The following is an 11,172-nucleotide window of genomic DNA, read 5'->3' as shown; positions in this document are numbered from 1 at the left end:
CATGTCCGCGCCTTACGCCAGCCTGATTCCCGCCGATGCCGACCGCCTTTCGCTTTATCTGGCGCGAATCGGCCTTGCCTCCCCGGTCGAACCCACAGCGGAGGGGCTGGCAATCCTCCAGCGCGCGCATCGCATGAATATCGGCTTTGAAAACATGGATGTCATGCTGGGCCGCGCGATCAGCCTCGATCCCGATGCGATCTTTGGCAAGCTGGTGATGGGCGCGCGGGGCGGCTATTGCTTTGAGCAGAACTGGCTGTTCGGCACGATGCTGGCGCAGATGGGCTTTGCCAACCGGCCGCTGCTGGCGCGGGTCTGGCTTGGCCTTTCCGAAGATGCCCCGGCATCGCCGCTGACCCATACGTTCCGGCTGGTCGATCTGGATGGAGAGGCCTGGATTGCCGATGCGGGCTTTGGCGGCTCCTATGTCCCGCCCATGCTGCTGGCCGATGGCGCCACCGCCCATACCAGTGATGGCGCGCAGCATCGCATCACCCGGCACAGTGCGCCCGGCTCGCTGTGGGGCGAATGGCTGGTCGAGCGCATGGGCCCCGCCGCCGCCACTGACGGCCGCGCCACCGCGCCGGGGTGGCAAAAACAGTACAGTTTCAACCTCAACGAAGTTGCGCCCATCGACCTTGAACTGTCGAACCACTGGACCTTTACCAAGCCCGAGACGCGCTTCACCACCGCATGGATCGCCTCCATCGTGCTGGAGGATGGCTTTGCCGCGCTCAATGGGCGGCGGCTTTCCATGTATGCGGGCGGGCGCGGCGATGTGATGGAAATCGCCCATGCGCAGGATTGGCGCGCGATGCTGGCCGATTTGTTCCGGGTGGAGTTGAGCGAGGATGAGGTGGCGGGGTTGAAGGTGTTCTAGAGGGTTTAGATAAGGTGCGAGGGTCTAGACTCTCGCGCTCCCGTTACTGTCTGCGTTGTGCGCGTGGTTTGGCCGATGGGTGTCGGACGCACCCTCGCGATTTGAAAGCCTGCGGCGCCAATCGGCACAAGACCTCCACGCCGCAGGCTATAAGACCATAAGCCTCAACGGCGCCCACCAAAAGCTACCCATTAACGGGATTGCAAAGGGACGAGTCCCTTTGCCCGCCAGAGGCATAAAATCCCGGTTCAAACCTCCCGCAACCTCGGCATTAACTCGACAAAATTGCAAGGCCGGTTCCGGCTGTCCAACTGCTCGAACAGGATCCCGTCCCAGCCGTCCTTCACCGCGCCATTCGAGCCGGGCAGGGCAAAGATATAGGTAGCGCCCGCCATGATAGCCATCGCGCGCGACTGGACGGTGCTGGTGCCGATGGATTTATAGGACAGCCAGCGGAAGAGTTCGCCAAAGCCGGGGATAAGCTTGCCGCTGTGGGCAATGATGATCTGGTCGAGCGCCTCGGGCGTAACGTCGCGCCCGGTCAGTCCGGTGCCGCCGGTCGAGATCACGCAGTCGATTTCCGGGTCATCGATCCACGTATCAAGCTGCGCCACCAGCGTATGCACATCCTCGCGCAGGATCTTGCGCGTGGCGAGGATATGCCCCTTGTCGGTGATGCGCTGGGCCAGAATGTCGCCGCTGGTGTCATTGTCCAATGTGCGTGTGTCCGACAGCGTCAGCAGCGCGATGCGGATCGGTTTGAACTCGCGGGTTTCGTCAATGGCCATGGGCGCACTCCTTACTATGGAGTGGCTTGGTAGCCGTTCATGCCGGGGGCTGCAATCGCGCCATTGCTGGCCATTTTGACCCCGCGCGCGCCGTCGAGGCCGGGAAAGGTCGGCCACAGGCCCTGCGCCAGCGCGGTGCGGCTTTCCGAAGCGCCGCCCGCCTGCCGCTCATACATCCAGTAATTGCGCAGCACCGTGGCGACATAGCCGCGCGTTTCCCAATAGGGCACCGATTCCATCCACAGCAGCGGATCGCCGCCATCATGGATCTGTGTGTTCCAGCGCGCCACGGGCAGCGGCCCGGCATTATAGGCCGCCATCACCTTGGGCAGCAGCCCCTGTGTGGCGGCGCTGTTCTTAAGCGCCTGCAAATGCTGTTGGCCGAAAGCCAAATTCACATCGGGCCGCGTCAGATCGCCGACCGACCCCGAAACGCCCAGCGCCGCGGCATGATCGCGCGCGGCGGCGGGCATGATCTGCATCAGCCCGCGTGCGCCCGCGCTGGACAAGGCCGTAGCGCGAAACGCCGATTCCTGAAGCGTATGGGCCAGAACCAGCGCCGGATCGACCTGCCACCCGGTGGCGGGGGTCCATTTCGGCGTGGGGAAACGGCTTGCGGGCGCGGGCACTGCCCCGCCCGGCGCATTGTAGGCCATCCACAATTGTGTGGCGGGCAGGCCCAGATCGCGCGCCAGACGCGACAGCGGCTGATACTGATCCACGCTGCCGATGCGGGCCTGATGGCGCAGCACATCGTCGGCCAGCCCATCCTCGCCGATTTCGGCCAGAGCCACGGCCGCGCGGATATTGGGATTTTCGCGCAGGGATTGCCAGTCGGCGGCGGTGAAATCGGGCGCGGAATGGCTGGTGGGCATGCGCAGGCCCAATTGCTCGGCCGCGATCATGCCATACAGCGTTTCATCGAGCCGCGCGGCCGAACGCAGCGGCACCGAGGCCATTTCCGGCTGACGGCAACGCACCTGCGCGCGCGCCTGCCAATAATAGGCAGCGGCGGTCAGCTCATTGTTGGTGGAACCCTTGGCCGTGCGGGCAAAAGCCTCGCCTGCATTCAGGCAATCGCCCAGCCGCCATGCGGCAAGGCCCGCCACCCATGCTCCTTCGGCCACCCACGGGCCGGACATGGGTGCGCTGTTGTCGCCGATCGAGGAGGCGAGGGCGAAAGCATCGGCATCCTGATTGTTGATGTAATAGGCCCATGCGACCTTCTGCCGCCATTCGGCGCGGGCCTCGGCCGAAAGGGTGGCATCGACGCCGTCGAGCAGAAGGCGCGCGCCCAGCGGATCGTCCACCTTGATCTTGTCATTGATGCCCTGCGCGATGGTGGCGGGCATGGTGCCGTCGGCAATGCTGCGCGGGCGGGCGCGGCGCGGCGCGTTGGGCTGGGTATAAAGCGCCTGCGGCAGGGGCAGCGTGGGCAACGCCGTGCCCCCGCGCTTGATGGCCAGCGCGGCGATCTGTTCGGCCTGAGGCAGGGTGGGATTGGCATTGAGCCAGTCAGTCAGCGCGGCAAGATCAATGCGCGGCGAACCGGGGGCCAGATAATATTCGGCCCGCGCCGAACCATGCAGCGGGCCATCGGGGCGTTCGGCAAACATGGTCTGAACCCGCGTCCAGTCCTGCCGCTTGATCGCGCCGAATATGTCCTTGTACCAGGCGCGCTCGTCCTCGCTTAACAGTTTGGGCACGGCCGAGCGCGAGACGCGGCTCATGAAATAGTCGGCGGCGGCGGAATTGGCGGCGGCCGGCCCCGCCCCGGCGGCGGACGCCAATGCGGCAAGGGCGCAAAGCAACGCGCGCGCAGACCCAGCCTTTTGTCGATCCCGTAACCGCAAAATCAATCCCTTATCCCGTCCAGTCATTCGGCCCAATTCAGCCAGCTGCGCCAGAAACCGGCCTTGCGCCGTGGATTTTCCAGCAGCATACCCAGATCCTGAGCTGCCAGAACGGCGACCCCACGCGCATCCGTTCCGGCCTCCAGGCCGCCATGTCCTGCCTCACTTTGGTTAATCAGTGATAAAAGGGCAGGCTTTTGCGATGGGTCGTGGCCGAGCAGCGGCAGGATGCGATCCCCTAGCAAAAGCAGGCGGCGCGGCGCGGCCAGCGCAATATGGTGGGCCAAAACCGCACCCATGCCCTCTTGGCGCAGCAGATCCCAATCGGGCGCAGGCATCGCGCGGGGCAGTGCGGCGGCGATATAACAATTATCCGCCCCCAATCCCATCACGCGCAGCATGGCTTCCAGCAGCTTGCCCTGCGGCCCGGACAGCAGTTGGCCCGTTTCGCCATCCATGCTTTCGGGCATGGGCACGACCACCATCAGCGCCGCCCCGGCAATCCCGCGCGGGGGCACCCGACCCGAGGCGCCGGTGGGGTCCAATGTCGGCTCGCCCATCCACCATGGCGCGAAATCGGCCAGCGTTTGGGGCCATTGCCCAACCTCGCCGCCAAGGCGCGGGCGGGGTGGGGGAGGCGGCGGTTCGGGCTTGGCCCGCATCATCGGCGGTGGTGCGCCCTGCGGCGAGGCGCCTTCCTGCGCAATCTCCTCCAGCCATTCCTGCGGCTCGTCGCTGTAGGCATAGCTGACCCCGGCCTCGCGCCACCAGTCGAGCGCGGCGGCGATCTGGGCCGAAAGGGGAGGGTGGGCGGTCATTGCGCGCCTGATTGGCGGCATTGGGGGCGGATGACAAGATGCTGTGCGGTATTTTCATGCAAAGGCGTCTTGCCTGCGCGCGGCGCCCGCGCCATGGGAGGCGCCATGGAACCCGTCGATTTCCCCCTCTCCGAAACGGCTTATGCCAAGATCAACCTCGCGCTCCACGTGCGCCGCCGCCGCGAGGATGGCTATCACGAGCTGGAAACGCTGTTTGCTTTCGTCGACGCAGGCGATGCGTTGAGCGCGACGCAGGCAGGCGGGGATTCGCTGGCGATCACGGGGGAATTTTCGCCCTTGCTGGCCGGTGAGGAAAGCAATCTGGTGCTGGACGCGCTGGCGCTGATCCCGCGTGATGGCGGCTGGGCGGTGGCGCTGGACAAGGCGCTGCCGGTGGCCGCAGGGCTGGGCGGGGGCTCGGCCGATGTGGGGGCGGTGTTCCGCATGGCGCGGCGGGCGGGGGTTTTGCCGGATAATTGGCATGGGCTGGCCGCTGGGTTGGGAGCCGATGTGCCCGCCTGTGTGGAAAGCGTGGCGATGGTCGGGCGCGGCACGGGGACGGAATTGGAGCCTGCGCCCGAGGATCTGAAAGGCTGCCCGGTGCTGCTGGTCAATCCGCGCGTGCCTCTGCCCACCGGGCCGGTGTTCAAGGCTTGGGATCGCGTCGATCGCGGCGCCATGCCGCAGGGCAGCGCGCGCGAGATTGCTCTCCATGGCCGCAACGATCTGGAGGCGCCCGCGATTTCGATTTGCCCGCCGGTGGCCGATGTGTTGGGGGCTTTGGGGCAAACGGGGGCTTGGCTTTCGCGCATGTCCGGTTCGGGGGCGACGTGTTTTGCCCTGTTCGACGATGTGGCTGCGCGCGATGAGGCCGCCGCCGGAATTGCGGCGCATCATCCCGATTGGTGGCAAATGGCGGGGTTGCTGCGATGATCGCGCGCGAAACCGACGCCTATCGCCTGTTTGGCGAGCCGAAGTTCGGCGGCATCCTGATCGTATCCGACCATGCCAGCAACCGCGTGCCCGAAAGCGTGGACCTTGGCATTGCGCCTGAATTGATGGAGCAGCATATTGCCGTCGACATCGGCGTGGGTGCGATCGCCCAGATCATGGCGCAGCGCCCCGGCATTGCCGCCTATTGCGCCCATGTCAGCCGCCTTGTCTGCGACCTCAACCGGGGCGATCATCAGGCCGCGACCATCCCGCATGTCAGCGATGGCCATGCGATCCCCGGCAACGAACTGACGCAAGAGGCCCGCGAGGCCCGTCTGGCGCGGTTTCATCATCCCTATCACGCGGCGCTCTCGCAATTGCTGGATGATGCGCCGCCCGCGCTGATCCTCTCGCTGCATTCCTTCACGCCGCGTTTGGCCACCAGCGATGAGGCGCGGCCGTGGCATGTGGGCATCCTCTATAATGAGGATGATCGCGCCGCGCGCATCGCCATTCCGCTGCTGGAGGCCGAAGGGCTGATCGTGGGCGATCAATTGCCCTATTCTGGCCGCGTGCTGAATTACACGATGAACCGCCATGCCGAGGCCGAGGGGCGGCCCTATCTGGGCGTCGAGATTCGTCAGGACCTGATTGGCGATGCCGCAGGGCAGGCGCTATGGGCCAACCGCATGGTGGACATTTGTAATAAAGTTGCGCTAAATCTTCCCTGATTGCAATTTTCACATTGCCACTTGCGCAGCCCTTTAGTAGGGGCGCAAACGTCTTCCCCGAGTCTGCCGGAGTATCCCCATGCCTGCCTATCGTTCACGCACCTCCACCCATGGCCGCAATATGGCGGGCGCGCGGGGCCTGTGGCGCGCCACCGGCATGAAGGACAGCGATTTCGGCAAGCCGATCATTGCCGTGGTCAACAGCTTTACCCAGTTCGTGCCGGGCCACGTTCACCTGAAAGATCTGGGCCAGATGGTCGCGCGCGAGATCGAGGCGGCAGGCGGCGTGGCCAAGGAATTCAACACGATCGCCATCGACGACGGCATCGCGATGGGCCATGACGGCATGCTCTATTCGCTGCCCAGCCGCGACCTGATCGCCGACAGCGTGGAATATATGGTCAACGGCCATTGCGCCGACGCCATGGTCTGCATCAGCAACTGCGACAAGATCACGCCCGGCATGTTGATGGCCGCGATGCGTCTTAACATCCCCGTGGTCTTCGTCTCGGGCGGGCCGATGGAGGCGGGCAAGGTCGTGCTGCGCGGCAAGGAAGTGGCGCTCGATCTGGTCGATGCGATGGTCGCGGCGGCGGACGAAGCCTATACCGATGATGAAGTGAAGACCATCGAACGGTCGGCATGCCCCACCTGCGGCAGTTGCTCGGGCATGTTCACTGCCAATTCAATGAACTGCCTGACCGAGGCTTTGGGCCTGTCGTTGCCGGGCAATGGTTCGACGCTGGCCACGCATAGCGACCGCAAGGAACTGTTCCTGCGCGCGGGTCGTCTGGCGGTGGAACTGTGCAAGCGTTATTACGAGCAGGACGATGAAAGCGTGCTGCCGCGCAACATCGCCAGCTTCGAAGCGTTTGAAAATGCAATGAGTCTCGACATCGCCATGGGCGGCTCGACCAACACCGTGCTGCACCTGCTGGCCGCTGCACAGGAAGCGGGCGTCAATTTCACGATGAATGACATTGACCGTCTCTCGCGGCGCGTTCCCTGCCTGTCGAAAGTGGCTCCGGCCAAGAATGACGTGCATATGGAGGACGTTCACCGCGCGGGCGGGATCTATTCGATCCTTGGTGAGTTGGAGCGCGGCGGGCTGCTCCATGCCGATCTGCCCACCGTCCACTCGCCCACTCTGCGCGATGCGCTGGCCAAGTGGGACATTGGCCGCAGCAACGATCCTGAGGTTCAGGAATTCTTCCTCGCCGCTCCCGGCGGCGTGCCCACGCAGGTGGCCTTCAGCCAGAGCCGCCGTTGGGAAAGCCTCGACACCGACCGTGAAAAGGGCGTGATCCGCAGCGTCGAACACGCCTTCAGCAAGGATGGTGGTCTGGCGGTCCTGTTCGGCAATATCGCGCTCGAAGGCTGCATCGTCAAAACGGCGGGCGTGGATGAAAGCATCTTGAAGTTCACCGGGCCTGCCAAGGTTTATGAAAGCCAGGACGCCGCGGTGACGGCGATCCTGACCGGGCAGGTCGTGGCGGGCGATGTGGTCGTCATCCGCTATGAAGGGCCCAAGGGCGGTCCGGGCATGCAGGAAATGCTGTACCCGACCAGCTATCTGAAGTCGAAGGGGCTGGGCAAGGCTTGCGCGCTCATCACCGACGGTCGCTTTTCGGGCGGCACCTCGGGCCTGTCGATCGGCCATGCTTCGCCTGAAGCTGCCGAAGGCGGCGCGATCGGCCTTGTCGAAACCGGCGATGTGATCGAGATCGACATCCCCGGTCGCACGATCAACCTTGCCGTCTCGGACGAGGTGTTGGCCGAGCGCCGCGCCGCGCAGGCGGCCAAGGGCTGGCACCCGGCCAAGGAGCGTCCGCGCAAGGTTTCGACCGCCTTGAAGGCCTATGCCGCGATGACCACCAGCGCGGCCAAGGGCGCGGTGCGGGATCTCTCGCAACTGAAATGATCGCCCTGTCTCAGATCCTGTCCGCCGAGCAAATGCGCGCCGCCGAAGGCGCGCTGATCGCGGGCGGGATCGGCGTGGATGAACTGATGCAGCGCGCGGGGAACGGGGCGGCGGATTATGTCTGGCGCATCGCCGGGCCGCTGCGCCGGATCACGGTGCTGACCGGGCCGGGCAATAATGGCGGCGACGGCTGGGTGATTGCCGAGGCAATCCGGCGGCGGGGCGGCCATGTTGTGGTGGTTCCTGCCGCAGAGCCTCGCACCGATGCGGCACGGGTGGCGCGTTCGCTCTATTCCGGCGCAGTGGTTGATAGCCCAGTGGATGGCGATGTGCTGGTCGATTGTCTGTTCGGCACCGGGCTGACGCGCGGGTTGGGCGAGGCTGATCTGGCGCTGCTGAACGGTCTGGCGGCGCGCCATGGCAAGCGGATCGCGGTTGATCTGCCCAGCGGGATCGCCACCGACACGGGCGCGGCATTGAATGATGGTCTGCCCGATTATCACCTGACGATAGCATTGGGCGCGTGGAAGCCTGCGCATTTCCTGATGCCCGCGATGGCGCGGATGGGGGAGCTGCGGCTGGTCGATATTGGCTGCGGCGCGGTGGAGGACGCGGGGCGGGTGATCGGGCGGCTCCGGTTTCAAGCTCCGGCGGCCGACGCCCATAAGTATCGGCGCGGGCTGCTGGGCGTGGTGGCGGGTGCGATGCCGGGCGCGGCGGTGCTGGCGGCCACGGCGGCGCAGAGGGCGGGCGCGGGCTATGTCAAAGTGCTTTGCGATTCTCCTCTGACGGTGCCTGTCGATCTGGTCTGCGCACGGGCGGATTTTTCCGATGATCGGATCGCGGCGCTGTTGGTCGGGCCGGGGCTTGGAAGAAATGCGGCGGGCCATTTCCTGCTGGCCGAGGCATTGGCAGCGGCGCGGCCGACGGTGCTGGACGCTGACGGATGTCATTTGCTTTCCAAAGGGATGATGGCCACAATTGCCACACCGCATGAGGGTGAACTGGTCGCGCTGGAGCATCATTTCGGCAGCCATGGCGAGGACAAGATCTCCCGCGCCCGCAATCTGGCACAGGCGAGCGGGATGGTGATCGTGGCCAAGGGGCCGGATACGATAGTCGCCGCCCCCGATGGCCGCTGGGCCGCCGCGCCGCGCGCCTCAAGCTGGCTTTCTACGGCGGGTACTGGCGATGTGCTGGCCGGAACGATTGCCAGCAGGCTGGCCAATGGGGCCGAACCTTTCGCGGCGGCTTGCGAAGGCGTCTGGTTGCATGGGGAAGCGGCGCGGATTACGCCGCCGCCTTTTTCTGCCGGGGAACTGGCCAAATCCATCGCAAAAGCCTATCGGGCCTGCCTCTAGAGTTAAGGGGCCAGCATGAGTGACGATCCAATCCTGCGCATTGCCGCCAAGGGCGATGGCATAACCGCCAGCGGGGCCTATGTGGCCGGGGCTGCGCCGGGGGATGTGTTGCGCTCGGATGGCTCGATTGCGCGCGGGGCCAATTATGCCGCGCCCGTCTGCCGCCATTACGGCGCCTGCGGGGGCTGCACGCTGCAGCATGTGGGCGACGATGCCCTGTCCGATTTCGTGCGCGACCGTGTGGTCCATGCCGCGCGGGGGCAGGGGATGGAGCCCGAGATTTTGGCGCCCACCCATCTCTCGCCCGCCGGATCGCGGCGGCGCGCTGCGCTGCGCGCGGCGCGGGTGGGCGGCGCGATCGCTTTGGGCTATTCCGAGGGCGGGTCGCACAAGCTGGTCGATCTGAAGGAATGCCCGGTGCTGGCGCCCGAACTGGTGGCGGTGCTGGGGCCTTTGCGCAAATTGCTGGCGCGGCGCGATGGGCGCTTTGCCGTGGAAGTGGACCTGACGTTGGCCAGTCAGGGCGTGGATGTCGCGCTCAAAGGGCTCACGGTCGAGGGTTTGCAGCAGACCGAGGCGATGCTCGATTTTGCCCGCGACAATGGACTGGCCCGGCTCAGCCTCGATCAGGGCTATGGCCCGGAAAGCCTGTGGGAACCCGACGGCGTGACGGTCAATCTTTCGGGCGTCGAGGTGCCTTTGCCGCCCGGCGCCTTCCTTCAGGCCACGCTGGATGGCGAACAGGCGCTGGTGGGCGCGGCGGTGGAATGGCTCAAGGGCGTGTCGCCGGTGGCCGATCTGTTCGCCGGGCTGGGAACTTTCGCCTTCGCATTGGCCAAGGCTGGATCGAAGGTCTTGGCGGCCGAGGCTGATCAGGCCGCCTTCCTCGCCTGCAAATCGGCGGCGGGGCGCAGCGGGTTGATCGTTCATCCGCTGCATCGCGATCTGTTCCGCAATCCGCTGATGCCTGATGAGTTGAACCGCTTTGGCGGCGTGGTGCTGGACCCGCCGCGTGCGGGCGCGCGCGAACAGGTGGGGCGCATCGCCGCCAGCACGGTCAAGCGCGTGGTCTATATCAGCTGCAACCCGTCAAGCTGGGCTCGCGATGCGGCGCAATTGATCGAGGGCGGCTATCGTCTGGCCGAATTGCGTCCGGTGGGGCAATTCCGCTGGACCACGCATGTGGAACTCGCCAGCCTGTTTTTGCGCGATTAATTCGGGCCGGGGCGCATTACGCGCCCCGATACCGGCGGATGACGATCAGGCGATAGTAACCCAGCGGGCCGTCATGGGTCTCCACCGAGGCGATGCTGCCCGCCAGATGGTGGGCGACTTCGGCCAGATCGGGGCGGGGGCTGACATGGAAATGCGCCAGCCAGCGCATCAGCACCCAGCGCAAGGGCGCGGGCAGCCCGCGCGCATCGCCGAAATCGACAATATGCAGCTCGCCCCCCGGCGCCAGCACGGCGATGCCCTGAGCGATGGCTTCTTCCCATGCCGGGATCATCGAGAGGGCAAAGGAAATCATCACCCGTTCGAAATGCGGGCGGCCAAACAGGTCCTGCGCATCAAAATCGCAGGCATCGCCCACCGCCAGACGCGCGCGGGCGCCCAGCCGGTCCTGCGCGGTTTCCAGCATCAGGGGAGAAATATCGAGCCCATGGATCTGCGTCTTGGGCCACAGTTCGCGCACCAGCGAGAGGTTGCGCCCCGTGCCGCAGCCCACTTCCAGCACCGCGCTGCCATAGGGCATACGCAGGCCCCGGATCAGCCGGTCGCGCCCGAACAGGAAATATTTGCGCGTGACATCATAGATATGGCGTTGCCAGCGATAAACGCTGTCCATCAGATCGCCATGGGTTTCAAGAGCAGGTGCGGTAGCCATGG

At 65.4% G+C, this 11,172-nt stretch carries 10 protein-coding genes; 6 read left to right on the top strand and 4 right to left on the bottom strand.

All coding sequences use genetic code 11. From position 1 onward, the window contains the following. The first annotated feature begins 1 nt into the window (after position 1). Entirely contained in the window at positions 2–880 is an 879-nt protein-coding gene (locus tag BGP00_RS06065) for an arylamine N-acetyltransferase (RefSeq protein WP_292690042.1), read from the top strand. Between the two features lie 248 nt (positions 881–1,128). Here BGP00_RS06065 and moaB read toward each other — a convergent pair whose 3' ends face one another. From moaB to BGP00_RS06050, 3 genes are all read right to left on the bottom strand, one after another. Next, positions 1,129–1,668 carry a molybdenum cofactor biosynthesis protein B gene (gene moaB / locus BGP00_RS06060; RefSeq protein WP_292690044.1) on the bottom strand — a complete coding sequence of 180 codons (540 nt, stop codon included), beginning with the start codon at positions 1,666–1,668 and terminating at the stop codon, positions 1,129–1,131. A gap of 14 nt (positions 1,669–1,682) precedes the next feature. Further along, the gene (locus BGP00_RS06055; protein WP_292690225.1) at positions 1,683–3,398 is read right to left on the bottom strand and encodes a lytic transglycosylase domain-containing protein; all 1,716 of its coding nucleotides are present in this window, start codon (positions 3,396–3,398) and stop codon (positions 1,683–1,685) included. A gap of 146 nt (positions 3,399–3,544) precedes the next feature. Continuing rightward, the gene (locus BGP00_RS06050) at positions 3,545–4,339 is read right to left on the bottom strand and encodes a hypothetical protein (RefSeq protein ID WP_292690045.1); all 795 of its coding nucleotides are present in this window, start codon (positions 4,337–4,339) and stop codon (positions 3,545–3,547) included. Between the two features lie 105 nt (positions 4,340–4,444). Here BGP00_RS06050 and BGP00_RS06045 point away from each other — a divergent pair, with 105 nt between their 5' ends. From BGP00_RS06045 to BGP00_RS06025, 5 genes are all read left to right on the top strand, one after another. Further along, positions 4,445–5,272 (top strand): 4-(cytidine 5'-diphospho)-2-C-methyl-D-erythritol kinase, encoded by an 828-nt coding sequence (locus tag BGP00_RS06045; RefSeq protein WP_292690046.1) that lies wholly within the window; start codon positions 4,445–4,447, stop codon positions 5,270–5,272. Further along, positions 5,269–6,003, top strand: coding sequence for an N-formylglutamate amidohydrolase (locus BGP00_RS06040; protein WP_292690047.1), 735 nt, complete (start codon positions 5,269–5,271; stop codon positions 6,001–6,003). Before BGP00_RS06045 ends, BGP00_RS06040 begins: the two co-directional genes overlap by 4 nt. Positions 6,004–6,082: 79 nt before the next feature. After that, positions 6,083–7,924 carry a dihydroxy-acid dehydratase gene (gene ilvD, locus BGP00_RS06035; protein WP_292690049.1) on the top strand — a complete coding sequence of 614 codons (1,842 nt, stop codon included), beginning with the start codon at positions 6,083–6,085 and terminating at the stop codon, positions 7,922–7,924. Continuing rightward, entirely contained in the window at positions 7,921–9,285 is a 1,365-nt protein-coding gene (locus BGP00_RS06030; RefSeq protein WP_292690051.1) for an NAD(P)H-hydrate epimerase, read from the top strand. The genes ilvD and BGP00_RS06030 overlap by 4 nt, the downstream gene beginning before the upstream one ends. A gap of 15 nt (positions 9,286–9,300) precedes the next feature. Further along, a complete protein-coding gene (locus BGP00_RS06025; RefSeq protein WP_292690053.1) occupies positions 9,301–10,500 on the top strand; it encodes a class I SAM-dependent RNA methyltransferase in 1,200 nt (399 codons plus the stop codon). A 16-nt stretch (positions 10,501–10,516) separates the two neighbouring features. On the opposite strand, the gene BGP00_RS06020 is transcribed toward BGP00_RS06025, so the two are convergent. Beyond that, a complete protein-coding gene (locus BGP00_RS06020; RefSeq protein WP_292690055.1) occupies positions 10,517–11,170 on the bottom strand; it encodes a class I SAM-dependent methyltransferase in 654 nt (217 codons plus the stop codon). Between the last annotated feature and the right edge of the window lie 2 nt (positions 11,171–11,172).

Source organism: Novosphingobium sp. 63-713 (assembly GCF_001898925.1).
In the GTDB taxonomy this organism is placed as follows: domain Bacteria; phylum Pseudomonadota; class Alphaproteobacteria; order Sphingomonadales; family Sphingomonadaceae; genus Novosphingobium.
The sequence above is the reverse complement of the archived record's forward strand: the minus strand, read 5'-3'. Positions and strand labels throughout refer to the sequence as shown.